The 18,172-nt window shown below is 47.6% G+C and carries 9 protein-coding genes and 1 pseudogene; 9 read left to right on the top strand and 1 reads right to left on the bottom strand.

The features are described 5' to 3' along the window. Positions 1-54 precede the first annotated feature (54 nt). Positions 55-2,253, bottom strand: a complete 2,199-nt coding sequence (locus TY10_RS29225; RefSeq protein WP_052350771.1) for a hypothetical protein — start codon at positions 2,251-2,253, stop codon at positions 55-57. A gap of 241 nt (positions 2,254-2,494) precedes the next feature. Between TY10_RS29225 and TY10_RS25505 the strand changes: the two are divergent. The 9 genes and pseudogenes from TY10_RS25505 (at position 2,495) to TY10_RS25460 (ending at position 18,115) form a co-directional block, all read left to right on the top strand. Further along, positions 2,495-3,047: pseudogene (locus TY10_RS25505) on the top strand (CDP-alcohol phosphatidyltransferase family protein). A 238-nt stretch (positions 3,048-3,285) separates the two neighbouring features. Further along, entirely contained in the window at positions 3,286-3,717 is a 432-nt protein-coding gene (gene fabZ / locus TY10_RS25495; protein WP_042170145.1) for a 3-hydroxyacyl-ACP dehydratase FabZ, read from the top strand. Between the two features lie 60 nt (positions 3,718-3,777). Then, positions 3,778-5,493 (top strand): phospho-sugar mutase, encoded by a 1,716-nt coding sequence (locus TY10_RS25490; RefSeq protein ID WP_042170143.1) that lies wholly within the window; start codon positions 3,778-3,780, stop codon positions 5,491-5,493. A gap of 100 nt (positions 5,494-5,593) precedes the next feature. Next, positions 5,594-7,741: a DUF5693 family protein gene (locus TY10_RS25485; protein ID WP_042170141.1), complete on the top strand. Its 2,148-nt coding sequence runs from the start codon at positions 5,594-5,596 to the stop codon at positions 7,739-7,741. Beyond that, entirely contained in the window at positions 7,702-8,853 is a 1,152-nt protein-coding gene (gene csaB, locus TY10_RS25480) for a polysaccharide pyruvyl transferase CsaB (protein WP_042170138.1), read from the top strand. Before TY10_RS25485 ends, csaB begins: the two co-directional genes overlap by 40 nt. Positions 8,854-8,917: 64 nt before the next feature. Further along, the gene (locus TY10_RS25475; protein WP_081735498.1) at positions 8,918-9,622 is read left to right on the top strand and encodes a WecB/TagA/CpsF family glycosyltransferase; all 705 of its coding nucleotides are present in this window, start codon (positions 8,918-8,920) and stop codon (positions 9,620-9,622) included. Between the two features lie 103 nt (positions 9,623-9,725). After that, on the top strand, positions 9,726-10,865 hold the full coding sequence (locus TY10_RS25470) for a glycosyltransferase family 4 protein (protein WP_042170133.1): 1,140 nt from the start codon (positions 9,726-9,728) through the stop codon (positions 10,863-10,865). A gap of 416 nt (positions 10,866-11,281) precedes the next feature. Continuing rightward, on the top strand, positions 11,282-14,926 hold the full coding sequence (locus tag TY10_RS25465) for an S-layer homology domain-containing protein (RefSeq protein ID WP_052350770.1): 3,645 nt from the start codon (positions 11,282-11,284) through the stop codon (positions 14,924-14,926). A 537-nt stretch (positions 14,927-15,463) separates the two neighbouring features. Next, on the top strand, positions 15,464-18,115 hold the full coding sequence (locus TY10_RS25460; protein ID WP_081735492.1) for an S-layer homology domain-containing protein: 2,652 nt from the start codon (positions 15,464-15,466) through the stop codon (positions 18,113-18,115). The last annotated feature ends 57 nt before the right edge of the window (positions 18,116-18,172 follow it).

Here is an 18,172-nt window from a genome sequence, read left to right as displayed (position 1 = left end):
AATAATAACAGCCTCTCCGTACATCACGGAGAGGCTGTTATTATTTCTTCTTACTTATTTTACAGTTACGCGGACGGTTACTGTTTTACCCGCATAGGTCGCTTTAATAGAAGCTGAGCCTTTGCCTACAGCCGTAATCCTGCCATTTACAACGGTTGCTACACTGGATTTGGAGCTCGTCCATACAGCACCGGCTGTTGCATCTACAGGACTGCCTGTCGTATAGTTGGCCGTCAGCTTCACGGTGAACGACTGTCCAGCGCTTAACTTAACTGCTTTGTCCGATAGTGCCAATGACTTCAGCTTTGGAGATACGATTACTTTAACCTCAGCGGCTTTACCTTGATAAGAGCCTGTAAGTTTAGTTGTACCAATATCTACTGCTCGAACTGAGCTTGTACTTTTCACGGATGCGATTTTTTCCGAAGCCGATTCCCAATTCATCTTGGAGTTGAGGGAAACCGTCTTGCCGCTCTTGTAGTAGCCTGTTACTTTAATGGTTTTGGAGCCGCCTGGGTAGAGCTCCACAGTACCTGGCTCAACGACGATCTTTACGATCTCTTCTTCGATTTTCACGCGAACCGTAACGGATTTGTTCAAATAAGTGCCTGTTAACGTCACAGAGGAAGCTTCTAGACCCTTCATCGTCTCTGCTTTGAGAACAATATTGTCAGAGGACGTTTTCCAAGTAATTTTTTTCGAAATATCTTCTTCTTCTCCGTCTTCGTTCACAACGGTTACGCCAGGCAGTGGAAGCTCTTTGCCGATAATGGCACTAACTTCTTTCTCGTTGGCAATGAGCTTTAGCGGCTTAACGTGAACGGTTAGCGTTACTTCTGCTTTAAAGCCTTGAGCCGTTGCCGTCATTACAACTTTGCCAAGCGCTTTTGCTTTCCATTTGCCGTCTTCGATCTCGACGATTTTGCTATCAGCCGTTGTCCAATTCACAAGCTTGGATACGTCAACTTTATCGCCGTTGAAAGTAGTTGCAAATACTTTTGGCAGCGCCTCGTTGCTGTCAACGAAGCCGTCCAGCTCTTCTTTCTCAACAGACAAAGCGCTGATGCTCGGATAGACGGTTACATCGATGCTGCGGCTAAGTCCTTTATAGGTTACAGTAATTTTAGTTGAGCCGACTGCACGGGGTTCAACTTTACCCTGGCTGACAGTAGCGGCTACCGGATTGGAAGTCGTCCATACCGCATCTTCGTCTAATGTAATATTTTTCAAAACGGATGAGTTGTCCAGAATTTCGGCTTTAAGTTCTACAATACCGTTCTGCAACTGCAGATGCAGTTCCTTTTCAGGCGTAAGTTTAATGGCTTGAATAGCTGTGCGGACTACGACTTGAATCGTATCCTTCACGCCTTTGTGAGATACAGTAATCGTAGCTGTACCCGTACCGACTGCCGTCACAACGCCTTCTTTAACGGTAGCGACCTTCGTATTGGAGCTGCTCCATTCTGCTGAAGTCGTTACGGCCTCGGTCGTGCCCAGTTTGCTAAGCGCGGTAGCGGTCAGCTTGGCATCATCTTCCCCGATATTCAGCTCAATGGAGCCCTTTGGCTCGATCGTGATTGATTTATAAGGTGAAGTTACATTCAGCTTAATCGAATCGGACTTGCCTTTGTACTTGGCAGTAATCGTAGTAGTACCCGTTCCGACTAACGTAATCTCGCCTTTGTTGACGGTAGCCACAGTTGTGCTGGAACTTGTCCAAGTCGCTTCGTCGGTAATGGTATCTGTTTTATTGCCTTTCGTTCCAGCAAGATCGAAGCTAAGCCTCTGACCGAGCTCAATATCTTTCGTTGCTCCTGCGTCCTTATCACTCTCAAGAATGTTGACATCGTTGTATACAAAGTCAGAAATAGCTCTAATTGAAATCGTGTTTCCTTTATAAGTAGCGCTGATCGTCGCGGTGCCCTTTCCAACGCCGGTCAAAACGCCTTTCTCCACTTTAACGTAGGAGGTGTTGGAGGATTTCCAGGTTGCCTCTGACGTTACATCCCGCTGTGTAGAGGAGTTTGACAGTGTGGCGTATAAAAGAACCTCAACTTTATCATCTTCAACGAATACCTCAAGTGCCGAAGAACCGGAGTTATAATCCGCTGCGTCATATTTAAACTGAATATCGGTGACAGTATCTTCTGCTGCGTTCGCGGTTCCAGCCAAGCTGGTCAGTATCAGTACAGATGCCAACGCTGCTGCCAGCCATTTACGGCCTTCTTTTTTCCAATTTAAGCTAAAATTCACTACATCCCTGTCCTTTCTGCGTTAAAATGTTTGTTTCTATTAATAACGGCAGAAAGAGGCTTGGAATGAAGGTTTTTGGGAAAATTTGCAGGGAAACGGCTCAATTAGTCTACGAAAAATAAGCTTTTAAATGAGCAGGGAAAGGGATGGAGGGATACCGCTGTTTTATTTTTCATATGGTAGTTGTATAATAATTGGGAACCTCGAAAGAGGTTCGATAAAGGTAGAGGGGCGTGCGCGTTTGAATCTGCCGAATATGTTAACTTCATTGCGTTTTGTAATGATTCCTTTTTATGTCGTCGTGTTTGCCAAGGGGCATCTCATTCCGGCATTTCTCGTCGTGGCATTGGCGGGAGTTACGGATATCCTTGACGGATATATTGCGCGGCGGAGCGGCCAAGTAACGGCGTTAGGCATGATGCTGGATCCCTTAGCGGATAAGCTGATGTTTATTACAGTTATCGTATCGCTGCTTCTTGCTGGTTACATATCCTGGGGGTGCGGCAGGAGCGATCTTCCTGCGTGATATTGGGATGATTGCAGGAGGGCTATTCTTTCATTTTCGGGGAAAAAAGACGGTGCCTGCCAATTGGATGGGGAAGCTGACGACGGTACTGTTCTATATCGGTATTATGTTCGTCTTTTTCAAAGCGCCATTCGCTGAAGTGTACCTATGGGTCGTTATCGCCTTCTCGTTCGTGACCTCCGTCATGTACATTGTGCTGTTCCAGGCGTTAAATAAAATGAAGCAGGCCGAGCTGCCGCCTGCCGATGCTCCGACGCTCCATTCCTGAATGCGTCATTCATTTCCATCTAAAAGCGAAAATTAAAACCGGCATGAAAGCCGCGAAGAAACGGCATACCCGGCTGCTGGGGCAAAGAATGAACAAAGAGGCTTGGCCGCAGACGCTTCAGGTCTACAGTCAAGCCCCTTATCTTAACCTCCATAACTGCAGTTACGAAGGATAAGCTTAGTTTCTGTCAAGTAAAGCATTTTTATACCTACCTTATTAAAAGAAAGGAGTTTTTTGTATGTTGGATATTAATCAAATCCAAGAAATTATTCCGCACCGTCCGCCGTTTCTGCTCATTGACCGTATTTTGGAGGTTGAACCGGGGGTAAGGGCAGTAGGCACGAAAAACGTTACGATGAACGAACCTTATTTTGTAGGTCATTTCCCGGGCTATCCGGTTATGCCAGGTGTATTGATTGTCGAGGCACTTGCGCAGGTCGGAACGGTAGCAATGCTCATGGTAGAGGCTAACCGCGGCAAGCTGGGTTTCTTCGCCGGCATTGACGGCTTCCGTTTCCGCGATCAGGTAAAGCCAGGCGACGTGCTGACGCTGTCCGTAGAAATTACGCGGCTGAAAGGCATGATTGGCAAAGGACAAGCTGTAGCAAAAGTAGGAGATAAAGTGGTAGCGGAGGGCGAGCTCATGTTCGCGCTGCAGGACCGCGGCTAAGCGCCGGATTTTGATAACAAGGCCTGGAGTGCCTGCATTTGAACTTAAGGAGATGACGATTTGAGTCAAAATGAAACGGCTGTTGCACGCTACAACGCATGGTTAAATGACCCGCTAATTGATGAAGCAACGAAAGCTGAGCTTCGCGGCTTGGCAGGCGATGACAAAGAAATTACGGACCGGTTCTACCGTGATCTTGAATTTGGCACTGGCGGCCTGCGCGGCGTCATGGGAGCGGGGACGAACCGCCTGAATGCATATACGGTTGGTAAAGCGACACAAGGGCTGGCAAACTGGCTGCTCGCTGGAGCAAAAGGCGGGGCGCCTTCCGCTGTCATTGCACATGACTCGCGCAATCTGTCACCTGAATTTGCACTGGATTCCGCGCTGGTATTGGCGGCCAACGGCGTGAAAACGTATCTGTTCCCGTCGCTTCGGCCTACACCGCAGCTGTCGTTTGCAGTCCGTTCGCTTGGCGCATCGACAGGCATTGTTATTACGGCGAGCCATAATCCGCCTGAATATAACGGCTACAAAGCTTATGGCTCCGACGGCTGCCAGTTGATTCCGGAGGATGCGGAGCAGGTAATCGCATCGATTCAGCAAATTGACGGTTTTGATGAAGTGAAACGCATGAGCCGGGAAGAAGCGGAAAGCCAAGGACTGCTGGTCTGGCTGGGTGCGGAAGCTGATGAGCAATTCGTCGATACAGTCGTTGCCCAGAGCTTGAACGGTGAATTGCTGAAAAGCGGTCTAGGCGATAAATTTAAAGTTGTCTTTACACCGCTCCACGGTACAGGCAATTTGCCTGTAAGAGAAGTACTGCGCAAAGCGGGCTTTAATAATGTGCATGTTGTTGCGGAGCAAGAACAGCCGGATGGCTATTTCTCCACCGTTAAATCTCCGAACCCTGAGGAGCGCGAGGCGTTTACGCTGGCTATTAAGCTCGCTCAGGAAACAGGCGCTGACATTATTGTCGGAACCGATCCCGATGCGGACCGGATGGGTGCGGTTGTTAAAAACAACGAAGGCGAGTACGTCGTACTCACTGGCAACCAATCGGGTGCGTTGATGGTTCATTATGTATTGAGCCAGTTGAAGGAACGCGGTCAACTGCCTAATAATGGCGTAGTCATCAAAACGATTGTAACGAGCGAGATGGGCGCAGACATTGCCCGTTCTTACGGAGCGGCAGTGGAAAATACGCTGACTGGCTTTAAGTACATCGGTGAGAAAATGACTGCTTACGAAGCATCGGGTGAACGTTCTTTCTTGTTCGGCTATGAGGAAAGCTACGGTTATCTCACCGGCACGTATGCGCGTGATAAAGATGCTATCGTTGCAGCGTTATTGATCTGTGAAGCGGCGGCATACTATAGCAGCCAAGGAAAAACGCTTTATGACGTATTGCTTGAGCTGTACGAGCAGCATGGCGTTTACTTGGAGGGTCTTGAATCACGGACACTCAAGGGATTGGACGGCGTGCAACAAATCGCAGCCATTATGGATGATTGGCGCAATGCGCCGCCAGCCGATGTGAACGGCGTGAAGGTGGAGCGTGCGCTTGATTATCTTGAAGGTCTCGACGGCTTGCGTCCAGAAAACGTATTGAAATTTATGCTGGCTGACGGTTCATGGTTCTGCTTGCGCCCATCCGGTACGGAGCCAAAGATTAAAGTGTATTTTGCAGTGCGCGGTCAATCGACTGAGCAAGCGGCAGATGCGCTGGCGAAGCTGCGTACGGCAGTTATGGAAAGAGTAGACCGGAACGGTTAGTGTTGTCAGGAAGATATATTTTAAAAAATGAAAGAATTGCCCAAAAGAATGGCGGATTACAGGTTATATCCGGCATTAAGCAATAGAACGGAGGATTGTCGTGCTTCAACGATGGCAGCACTGGAACCGGAAAGCTCGCCTATGGCTGTGGATTATTACGCTGATTGGGGTAATTGCCGCATTGCCGTTAGGCATCAACCGAATGACGATGGAATCGACGTCGAAGCAAGTGGAGTATGTATTCGACTATCGCGATTTGGTCGAAATCGCCGAGATTCAAGCAAGGCCCAAAGCCTTTTTGGAAGAGCAGCTTAAAAACATGAAATATGTCGGCATCACGACGATGTCGCTGTATGAAAGCTCCTTGCGGGAGCTTCAACAGGCCGGCAGATTGACCTACTACAGCTCTAAAGATGCTGCGCTGCTGCAAAGCCAATTGGAGCCGGTTGGGCAAAACTTCACTTATATTCTCTTTACGGGAGAACGGGAAGAAGCGGAAATTGGTCCGCTCCTCCGCGAGGCTTTCGACCGCGCAGGCGCTGTATACCGTCCGTGGTCGTTTGGCGGCCGCAGCGGTATGGTCATCGAACGGCCGGTGCAGGATTCTGTACTCAAGCCGATCAGCTTTGACCCGATTACGATGGATACGCTGCGGGACGCCGGGTTCCATATTTTGGCCCGTTTTACCGATCGTGTTCTTCCATACGACGAAGAGGAAGTGGATAAGCAGCTTGCCAAGCTGAAAAGCTACGGCGTTACCCGTATATTGTTCGACGGGGACAAGGTGAAGGGCTTTACCGATCAACAGGAGTCGAGAAGCATCAATTCCTTCGCATCTTTGCTGAATAAATACGGCATGGGCGTCGCGACAATAGAAAATTTGAAAAAACCGCAACAAGGCATAAATAAATTAGCATTTATTACAAATTATAATGTTGTCCGGCTCTATTCCCTGTCTCCTGACGATGCGATGGGCATGAAAGCGGAAGCGATTGCCGACCGGTTCTTGCTGGCAGCGAAAGACCGCAACATTCGGATGTTCTTCCTAAATTCATCCGCACAGTCCAGCTTGGAAAAGTCAGCGGTCGTGAACTCGCTCGATAATTTGTATATTTCCATGAAGGGCGAAGAAGGCGTTGTTCAAAAATTGGCTGATGCGGGCTTCCCGTCCAGCATCGCCGAGCCGTTCAAGGTGGAGCATCCTTCCTACGCGAAGCCGCTTAAGGCGGTTGTAGCAGCTGGTGCGGTTGCCCTCATTGCGCTTCTGATCAATACCTTCCTGCCTGGCCTGCTTATTCCGGTGTTTCTGCTCGGACTGGTCGGCAGCGCAGGGCTGTATGTGCTCAAAGGTCCATTAATGGAGCAGTCGCTGGCGCTTGGCGCCGGTATTGCAGCACCAACACTTGCGCTCGTATGGGTTATGAATCGGATCTACTCCCGCACGGAAGGCAACCAGCGGTACGTAGGCGGCCCAGATTGGCCGCTGCGGTTCTCGGGCCGTCAAGGCGCTGGAACGGATGGCGTGACCGCGTCTGGCCAATCAAGCGGTCTGAAGTGGGTATTCGAAGGATTAACAGTTGGACGCCGTTTAGGTCTGGCTATCGTATGGTTCATTGTGACGGCTCTCATGTCGTTGATGGCCGTGCCATTCGTCTTCGGCTTATTGAATAACATTACGTACAGCCTGGTACTGGAGCAATTCCGCGGCGTAAGCTTATTGCATTTGGCTCCAATCGGACTAACAGCTGTTTATGTTCTGCTGTATACAGGAGAGGCTCCGATCCGCAGACTCCGCAAATTGCTTTCGACGCCGATTACGGTATTGATGGTCGTTGCAGGCGTCGCGATTGCAGCAGCAGGCTTGTATTACTTGTCCAGAACAGGCAATGCCGGCACGACGCTGCCGTTTGAGAAAGAGTTCCGCGTTTTCTTAGAAACGACATTTGGCGTTCGGCCGCGGAACAAAGAGTTTTTGCTGGCGCACCCGCTATTCCTGGCCGGTCTGTTCCTGGCGCTTCGCTACCGGGCGGCTTGGGTACTGATTATCGTTGCCTCAATCGGCCAGCTGTCGATGGTTGACACGTTCGCCCATATCCATACGCCGCTTTATATCTCGATTATCCGAGTGTTCTTGGGTCTTGGTCTGGGAGCTATCTTCGGCATCATTCTGATTGGAGTATGGCAGGTATTGGAGGGAGTATGGCGCAAATGGTCACCAGCGTTGAAAAACAAGATTTCCGAATCGTAATTTCCGGTTATTACGGATTTCACAACAGCGGCGATGAAGCGGTGCTTCGTTCGATTCTGCTCGCTTTGGAGGAACAGAGTAAGCTCGCAGGCATGCGAATCATTCCTGTTGTCCTGTCGGGTGATCCGGCATGGACAAGTCAGATGTATGGTGTGGAATCGGTTCACCGGATGCAGCCTTCCGAAGTATGGAAGGCTTTGAAGGGCAGCGACGGACTCGTCAGCGGCGGAGGCAGCCTGCTTCAGGATGCAACCAGCGCCAAGACGATTCCGTATTATACCGGAGTCATTAAGCTTGCCCAATGGCTGGGAAAGCCAACTTTTATTTATTCGCAAGGCATCGGGCCTGTTAACCGCCGCTGGATGGATCCGCTTATCCGCAATGTCATGCGGAAGAGCGCTTATGTTTCGGTGCGGGATGCTGAGTCCGCTGAACTGCTGGGGAGGATCGGTGTTCCGAAAAACCGGATCGAAGTCGTGCCTGATCCGGTTATGGGCTTGCCGCTGCCTGCATCAGCGGCTGCGGCAAGTGAAGTGGCAGCAGCGGACAAGCTGCCGGTGCTGGGGGTTTCCTTGCGGCACTGGCGCAAGGATGGGGAAGATCTCGCCCGCGCTGTTGATGCGCTGGCTGAGCTAGCCAGCCGCCGTGCTGTGCGGCTGAGATTTCTGCCGTTCCATACGCCGGATGATGCGGAAACATCGAAGCTTGTCATGGAACGACTGAACGGCAGACTTGGCAGCCATGGAAGCATTGCTGAGCTAGCCGCCCCAGGCGACGATCCTCAGCAAATGCTGCTGGAGGTCAGCCGCTGCGACGCGCTGTTCGGCATGCGGCTGCACGCGCTCATCTATGCGGCCAATCGGGAGGTCCCGATGCTTGGCTTATCTTATGATCCGAAGATCGATCAGTTTCTTCATCGGCTTGGTCTCAATGCCGTCGGCACAACAGAGCATCTGGATGCTTCTGATTTTGCAGATTCGGCGGAGCTTTTACTGGACGACGCTGAGGGTTGGAAGCGGGATCACCGCGATGCCATCGACAGATTAAAACAGCAATCGCAACAACCTGCGCAACAAATTGTGCAGTTGCTGCGTCAAAACATATCGAGGTGATAGTCGCTTGTCGAACCAAGTGCCAACGGTGCCGATTTATGGGATTCCATTCTCTAAACTGAGTATGGACGAGACGGTCAGTTATTTAACAGATTCAATTGAACAAAAACGCCAGACGCATATCATTACGGCGAATCCGATTATGATTATGTCGGCGGTGGAAAGCACAGACTACTACCGCATGATGCGGAAAGCGGACTTGATTGTGCCGGATGGAGCAGGTGTTGTCTGGGCGGCTAATTATGTCGGCACGCCCGTAACTGAGCGTGTAGCCGGCTTTGATCTGTTGCACCGGCTTATGCAGATTGGCGAGAAGCGAAGATGGACAGCCTACTTACTGGGCACTTCGCAAGAGATTATTGCCGCAGCTGCGGAGAAGCTTCAACTGCAATACCCGCAAGTCCGCATTGTCGGATTTCGCAACGGTTTTTTTGGACCCGAGCAGGACGCTGAGGTCGTTGCTGCGATCCGCGAGCTGTCGCCGGACATGCTTTTTGTCGCCAGAGGCGCCGATACGCAGGAGCCCTGGATTGCCAAATATAAGCAGGAGCTCGGCGTACCCCTAATTATGGGAGTCGGCGGCACCTTTGACATCGTTGCGGGCCGATTAAAGCGAGCTCCAGTTCTGTTCCAGAAGCTGCGCCTGGAGTGGTTTTACCGTCTTTTACAGGAGCCGAAAAGGCTGCCGAGAATGCTCGTGCTTCCGAAATTCGTAGTGAAAGTGATGCGCGATAAAGAAAACGTCACAAAACCTAGGCCAATATCGTGAAAAACCTCCCAAAACCGTGAAAAATGAATGAAAACGGGGTTGGAGTTTCTTTTTCCGTCGGAGTATAATTCACTTCGGTAGAAAGAAAAGGGGAGCTGCATAAATGTCAGCAGGTTTACTTTATACAATTGGATTTATTCTTTCGGTAATAATTGCGCTCGTGATGACGCCGCTGGTGAAGAAATTTGCTTTCAAGGTAGGCGCCATTGATAAACCTAACTATCGTAAAGTGCATACACGCATCATGCCGCGCATGGGCGGCTTAGCCATTTACGCAGCATTCGTAGTAGGACTACTGCTGCTGCTGCCATTCGTACCGGACGGTTTGCTTACCGCTTCGAATATGAACCTCATTTGGGCAATGCTAGCTGGCGGTACGATTATTATCGTGCTTGGTTCTTTTGATGACCGGTTCGAGCTGTCGGCGAAAGTAAAGCTGCTGGGGCAAATTGCTGCAGCATGCGTAGTCGTATTCGTGTTTGATATTAAAATCGATTTCTTGAACTTTCCGTTCGGCGACGCGATGCAGCCAATCGCTGCATGGCTGTCCATTCCGCTGACGATCTTCTGGATTGTAGGCGTGACGAATGCCATCAACCTGATTGACGGCCTGGACGGGCTTGCAGCCGGTGTATCCGGTATTGCAATCGGAACGATTCTCGTGATGGCGATCATTATGGGCAACGTTCCAATTATCTTGCTCAGCACATTGCTATTGGGCGGCATTGTCGGATTTTTGTTCTTCAACTTCCATCCGGCGAAAATTTTTATGGGCGATTCGGGCGCGTTGTTCCTGGGCTTCTGCCTGGCGATGCTGTCCATGATCAGCTTCAAGCAGATCACGATCGTCTCGTTCGTTACTCCGCTGCTGATTATCGGCGTACCGCTGTCGGATACCTTTTTTGCAATTATCCGCCGCCTGGTTAACAAACGTCCGATCTTCGCACCGGATAAAGGCCATTTGCATCACTGCCTGCAGGAGCTTGGCTTCAGCCACCGTAAGACGGTTCTTATCATCTGGGGCGTGGCTGCGATTTTCGGCGGTTTTGCGATCCTGCAATCGACCGTTGTCCAATCTAATGCAGCTAACTGGATAACGTTCCTTGTGATTTGTCTAGTGATGCTATGTCTGCAAATCGGCGCCGAGCTGATCGGCATCGTCGACAAGACGCGCCGGCCGGTTATTAACTTTCTGAATCGGATGCGTCTGCGGCTGAAAGTTGATGCGGACCGCTCGAAATAATTCAAGATTGAGCATGTAAGAGCCTGGGGGCTAGGAGCCCCTGGGCTTTTTTCATGCGCGTTTGTGGGAAGTGTGAAGTGAATGATTTCGAATATGGAAGAAAAAAAGCAATTTGACCGCCTCATTTTCCATGATTCGACTAAAATTTCAGCGCGGAAAAGCCGATAAACACAATACAGAACTTTTCTGCGGCTCTTGCGTCTAATAATGTCGAAATGGCAGATAAAGGAACAGGCTAAAGAGGAAAAGGGAGGAAAGAAAATCGTTAAAAGGGTCGGTTGGTAAATCGGGAACGGGCATATGTGAGAATTGCGTATAAGCAGAGTTTGGAGACCGTCTAGCCGCGGTGCTGTGAAAAAGCGGCGGCGCATTAGGCGGTAATTGCCGCGAGGCTATATATGGAGGAGGATAACAGCGTGAACAGATTGTGGAAAAGTTTTCTAAGCAGCTTGGTTGCAGTTGCCTTATTGGTAACGATGCTGCCAGTCAGTCCGGCAAAAGCGGATTCGATTTATTTTCAATTTACAGACTTTAGTACCGTTCAAAGCAGTCCTACCGTCGTTAATACAAGTACAGTAGATTTACGAGGGTCTTTCAGTGACGTCTCTTCAGGATCTATAACTTATAAAGTGGAGCGTCTGGTTAACGGCAACGTCGTAGCCTCCACGAATGGCGGCATTACGCCGTCTATTATCGGCAATACCTTCTTCTTTGCCGGTATCCAGCTGTTTGAAGGCTTGAACCGGATTACCGTTATCGGAACTAGCGGCAACGGCTCCGGCGGTATCGTTGAGGGCGTAAGTTATGTCAGCTACGGCAACGTGCCTGTTATTACTAGCGTTCAGCTCGCTAATGGCACGCCATTAACAGAGGGTCAGCCTGTTGTTGTAACGACAGCTAATCCTTCTTTGATGGTTAAAGCAACGAATGCACAGGACGTGCTTATCAATGGCGTTGCAATGTTTAATGGCGGCGCGGGCACGTTTGTATTGTCCGATCTTAATCTGCAGCTGGGATTGAATAAACTGCAGATCGTTTCCCGTAATGGAGACAAAAGCTTTACGGTGAACCGGGAGCTTGTTTATTTTAAAGAGAATACACCTACTCCATACAATGTTTTTGCAGGAGCAACGCAATTGGACGGTAAGCCGATTGTAGCTCCGATTACAACTCAACCTATTACGGGTAAAATTTTGTTTAAAACCGCTACAGCTCCGTCAACACCTAATCCGACTATTGATTTGGAACTGATCAACGAGGCGGGAACTTCGCTAGGTGTTTTGAACACGACTGTACAAAAAGGTACAGTAAATCAGGATTGGACCGAATTTACTTTTACCAGCACAACAGATCTGACTGCTGGCACTAGCGGCAAATACCAGCTGCGGGTGAAAAGTAATTCCTATGATGGCTCTACGGCGAACTTTCCGGTAGAGTTTACGGTAAGAAGTGTGAATGCGCCTTATATAACTGATTTGAGACAACTGTATGATGTTGCTGACGATGGAACGGCAGCTACATTCGGCTCCAGCACACGGTTCTCCAACAATGTTGCCGTTACTCAAGTGCCGCTTTGGATCGCGGTGGATACGTCGAACTTTGATCTTTCTACAGGCACAACGTCCATTTCTGCGAAAGTAAACGGAGTTGCAGCCGGATCTTCCTTCTCGGCGACAGCGTTTACGACAGACGACGGCAAACAGCGGATCTATCGGATTAATGCTATGCCGCAAGGAGAAATTGAGCTGTCTTTCACCGTTACTAAAGGAACGGAAAGCAATACAGTAACCAGAACGTTCCAGTATAACCCGATCTCTTCAATTCAAGTTACGAATACTTATAACGGCGCAGTATACTACGATATCAATCCGCTTGGGTCAATTATGGGCAAGCTGATCAATTTTAAAACTACAGACATTGCGTCGTTCAAGTTTTCATTAAATGGTGTGACTAGAAACGTAGCTGCTAATGAAGTTATTCCAGCTACAGGTGTATTTAACATTCAGTTTGGACAGCTTGTATTCGGCAGCAATGAGTTAGTGCTTTCAGGTACGGCAAATGGAGTAGCTGTAACGACTACGCTCGTAATTTATCGTTTCTCTGATAAACAGCCAACGGTTTCGGGTATTAAGCCTGTTCCGTATACCGTTGATCCGATTAACGATTCGGAATCCAAGCGATTGTTCGCCGATCCGGATCGCAAGTTTATTCCAGGCTCTTCCGCATTCAGCTACACGACTTCACAGAAAAAAGCGGATATTTTGTTTACTGTAACAAATCTTGCAAATTTAATCATTAAAGTGGATGGCGTTGACTATGCGACGGCGACTGTCAGTACAGCCAACAATGCAATGACCGTAACACCGGCTGATTTATCGAAGCTTTTCATCGAGCCTTCGACCAGCCCAACACAAAAAACATACAATTTGCGTTTGTTTGGATTGAATCTTCCAACTACGGGAGTAAAAAGTATTACGATTATTTCCCAGGTAGGTACGGAAAGTGTAAGCCAAACAATTACCATTAGGCGTGAATTGCCGCCTTACGAGCTGTTGTCCCCTAAGCTGCCGCAAGAAGCAGTTATTAACCAGAACTTCCTTAACGTAAGTATCCGGGCGGAAGGCGCAGACCGCATCGTAATCGGCAAAGACAACATGATAAAAAGCGTAAACGACGAAATTTTCCGCTATGAGCTGCAAGGTCTTAAAGCGGGTGTTAACAAAATTAAATTTACTGTCTATCGCGGTACAGAAAAATTGAACGGAGAATTCTCCGTCAACTATGCAGCGGATAATTCGATCGGCGCTCAGTACAAAGCAGCGATACCGAAGACCGGCAAGCTGTCGGCATTTAAAGGCGAAGTTACGGTAACTTTCCCTAAGAATACGTTCCTGCGGCCGGCTAATATTAACCCGGGTCAAGATGTAAAAACAATCGACCTGTTCGACTCGCAAAAAATTCTGTTCGGCATCGCAGACCGTACAGACGGAAGAACCGTTAAGGTATATAACGCAGTTGGCGAATATGATGGCGCCAATGCTAAAGACGGTACCTTTAGCACGGTATCGTTCAGCGACTTTGGCGCAGCGGTTATTCGTCCGACTACTCATTTCGGATTTGCTTCTAACTTGTTCTGGATCGACCCAGGCTATGTCGAAGGGACCGTACAGACGGGATATACCTTCCAACAAGGTAAACAGCCTTATAGCACGACTAATGAGTTTTTCAGCCGCCCGTTAACACGTTGGCTTGAAACATCAAATTCGGGTGAAATTACACTGAAATACGATTCAAAAATTGTAAATACAGCAGCAAACACGCTCAGCATCTGGCGTTATTATAATGGTAGATGGGAAAACATGGGCGGAACTATCAATGTAGGCAGCAAAACGATTACAGCACCGATTAATGGCTTCGGCTATTATGTGGTTATGCAAATTCGTTACAGCTTCACAGACATTATTGGTCACGAATATGCCCGTAATTCTCTGGAACTGATGTATGGCCGCGGTATCATGAACTCGAAGAACAATAACGAGTTTGGCGTCTATGACAACATCACTCGCGGAGAGTTTGCACAGTTGCTCGTCAAGATGTATCAGATTCCATTGGAGTATAACCCGAACGACATGACGTTCGATGACGTAGTGCCTGTTCTTGGTCTCAGTCCTTTCTGGGATTACCGTTATATCGAGACGGCAGTACGCAAAGGGATTATTAGAGGCAAAGGGCCGCGTCAATTCCTTCCGAACGAGTCTTTGACTAGGGAAGAAGCTGCGGTAATGATCGCCCGCGCCGGAAACCTCGTAAAAGACGGCAAAGAGGATCAGACTCGAGACAGAGCGGCACTGCAAAAATCGTTTACAGACGCTAATATAATCGATGGCTATGCGCTTTCTTCGGTACTTGCGGTCAATAAAGCTAAATTTATTGAAGGCTTGCCGAACACAACGACTGGTACAGCTAAACCAACGTTCCGTTTCGATCCAAAATCGAATTTGAAGCGTGCGGATGCAGCCATTATCGCCGAGCGTGTTATGCGTAAAAATAAACTCTTGTAATATATTGTAGATTTTTGCAAAATAAGAGGACAGAAAAGTGCTTCCATTTTCTGTTCTCTTTTTCTTTGTGAAGTAAGTTTATCCATGGAAAATCTTTAGCATCGACGGAAGCGCTAGGTACAAGCTATACTAGCAAAGTACCTTAAAAGCGTAATAGACAGCAGAAAATTAAACGCGAAATACATAATGAATCGAATAAGAAGCAGCGTACAAGCCTTTCAAAAATCTTTTCAACATTTTTGAGCGAATACCGCAACTTTTTCGACTCCAGTGCGTTTAAATACATGTCGCTATTACGATAAAGCATTATATATGGTGAAGAACCTCCGAATTTCGGAGTTAGTTGGAATGAATTCTCAACTTTCTCTTTACGGTGAGGGTAGCCCATTGTATAATGTTATAGTGGTATAGCTTCTCTATCAATTTATTACAAGGTTTACAAGTTTCTGCGACATGTTCTTACATAGGGTTAAACATGGCGGCAGACATCATTTATACTAAATACTGCTCTACTCTGGGAAGGGGGTGACAACGGCTATGAGGGAAACGAGCAATTCATTAAGCAAACAAAACTCTCAACAACCGAAGCATTTTAGAGGAGGAGAAAAAAAGGTTATGAAGAAAAGTTTATTAGCATTCGTGCTGGCTTTCTCTTTGGTCCTTTCCGTCGCTGTTCCAGCATTCGCTGCAACGCCAGCTGACGTAGTAGGCAAAAAAGAGCAATCCGCAATTGAAGAGCTTGTCGCTCTTGGTATTATCAATGGTTATGCAGATGGTACTTTCAAACCAGAAAACAAAATTACTCGCGCTGAATTGGCGAAAATCGTTGTAGAAGCAACGGGTAGCGGTAGCGCTGCAACGCTGATGCAAACAGTTAAACCAACATTCAAAGACGTTAAAGTTAATGAATGGTACACTGGTTACATCAACGTAGCTGCTACTAAAGGTTTCATCCTTGGTGACAAAGGGACTGGCAAATTCCGTCCTAACGACAACATCAAGTTTGAAGAGGTTGTAGCAATCGTAACTCGTGCACTGGGTTACCAAGATGCTAAACTTCAAGGCTCGTGGCCTTACAACGTACTGGTGAAAGCTGAAGACCTTGGTCTGTTCAGCAAAGTAGAAATTACACCTGGTACGCTTGCAACTCGTGCAATCGTTGCTCAAGTAACTTCGAATGCATTGCAACAAGAACTGGTTGCTTACAATGCTGATGGCGACCAATACTTCGTTACTAAATTGAACGACGACGGCAACACTTACAGCCGTGTTAAACTGATCACTAAACTGGGCAAATCGGTATCTTCCGTTTTGACTAACAGTGCTCTTGACAGCAACGGTAAAGTAGAACTGAACGATGCTTGGACGACTACTTCTTCGAAGTTCATCGTTACTGGCGGCAAAAAACTTTCCCAACTGGCTGGTCACGAAGTAGTAGCACTTCTTGACAAAGACGGTAAAGTTCTTGCTTTGACTGATGCACAACCTGCTGACCGTACAGTTGCAGGTAAACTTGATGCTGTTCCTGCTACAACTGGCGCGGATGCTTCCAAGATCTTCGTTAAAGTAGGCGACGACAAAAAAGAATACACTATCAACACTGTAGCTAGCACTACTTACGGTGTAACTGATTTCTTCAAAAACGGCGACGTAGTTTCCGTTGCTAACCGTGGCACAATCGCTTCCGGCGCAACTGTTGACGTATTGCTCAACAAAGACGGTTCTGTACGTGCTCTGGTTGCAAAAGAATACGCTCCAGTTAACGCTCTGTATGTTGGTTATGTAGCTAAAACTTCTTCCAACGATGCACGTATCACTCACACTGGCGGTTACTCAGTGGTTAACGACAACACTGTTTACACAATCAATGGCGAAGTGAAAGCTGTAACTGATCTTGCAGCTGACGACGTATTGGAAGTTGTACGTAATGCTAAACAAGTAGCTTCTGAAGTTAACGCTACTCGTAACGTTATTACTGGTAAAGTAACTGCAGTATCGAAAGTTAATGCAGATACTTTCTACACAGTAAATGGCGAGCAATACAAAGAAGCTATTGGCGGTCTGGCTCTGAAAAACGGCACTGAGTACAAATTGTTCCTGAACAAAGACAAAGGTATCGTTAAAGCTACTGTCGTAACACCAGGCGCAGCTGACAACAACCTGGCAATTGTTCTTGGATACACTGCAGATGCTCAAGTAATTGTTGATGGCATCGTAGTAAAACGCGATGTTCTGAAATACTACTCGGTTAAAGAAGACAAAATCGTTGCAGTTAATCTGCCAGCGGCTGGTCAAGATAAGCATGATCAAATCGGTACTGTAGTTGTTGGCGCATTTGCTAAACTGAAATTCGACGGCGCAACAGTTATCGGTATTGACGGAGCTCCTAAAGGCAATGTTTTGGGAACTACAACTGTAGCGGAAAAATCCGATACATCTGTTAAAATCGGCAACAGCACATTCAACATCAATGGTAGCACTGTAGTTCTGGATGCAACTAAAGTTGTTGAAAACAATGCTGTTAAATCCGATGCGAAAATCACTAAAGGCGATATCGCTCGTGTAACGAAAAACGACATTGCTTTTGCTGTAACTGACGATAGCGGCTACAATGCTTCGTACATCGTATTGGTTAAAGATCTTGAAGCGGCTGAAAAAGCTCTTCCTACGATCGCTGGTAAATTCTTGGCTGTTACAAAAATCACTAGTGATAACGTAAGCGACTCGGTATACAAAGTTAAACTGAGCGTAAACGGTAACGAAAAAGAAGTTGAAGTTAAAGATACGGTTTACAATGTACTGGCAGCTAAAAATGCTGACAACAACGTAATCGTAAAACTTTCCAGCATTCTTGATGGCAACGGTAACCCAGTTTCGTCGAAATACGATGGTCTGAGCGTTGTTTACGAGAAAAACAGCACTACTGATCTGATCAACAACTTCACTGCTGCTAGCCAAACATACAACACGTTTGTAGCTAACAACGTGAACTACGTATTGACAGCAGAATCTTCTGTTGTAGTAATTGATGCTAACAACAATGTTAAATTCGGTTCGATCGCAGACGTTGTAACTGCACAACTGACTGATGATCAAGGCGACAATGCATACAGCGTATTTGTAGCTAACACTGGTAAAGAATTCGGTGTTAACAAAGAAGTTGCTGTAGTTGTTATCAAAAAAGGCTAATAATCTTCTAGAAGGTTAAAGGTCTTATAGAAAAAGGGTTCCTGACCATGTCAGGAA

Source organism: Paenibacillus gorillae, assembly GCF_000513275.1.
GTDB lineage: Bacteria > Bacillota > Bacilli > Paenibacillales > Paenibacillaceae > Pristimantibacillus > Pristimantibacillus gorillae.
Note: the sequence above shows the minus strand (reverse complement) of the source record. Positions and strands in the feature narration are given on the sequence as shown.

Bases quoted from the DNA above. Each gene is read 5' to 3' on its own strand.
- fabZ (WP_042170145.1), top strand. From the start codon at position 3,286: ATGTTGGATATTAATCAAATCCAAGAAATTATTCCGCACCGTCCGCCG.
- csaB (WP_042170138.1), top strand. From the start codon at position 7,702: ATGGTCACCAGCGTTGAAAAACAAGATTTCCGAATCGTAATTTCCGGT.
- TY10_RS25475 (WP_081735498.1), top strand. From the start codon at position 8,918: ATGGACGAGACGGTCAGTTATTTAACAGATTCAATTGAACAAAAACGC.
- TY10_RS25470 (WP_042170133.1), top strand. From the start codon at position 9,726: ATGTCAGCAGGTTTACTTTATACAATTGGATTTATTCTTTCGGTAATA.
- TY10_RS25460 (WP_081735492.1), top strand. From the start codon at position 15,464: ATGAGGGAAACGAGCAATTCATTAAGCAAACAAAACTCTCAACAACCG.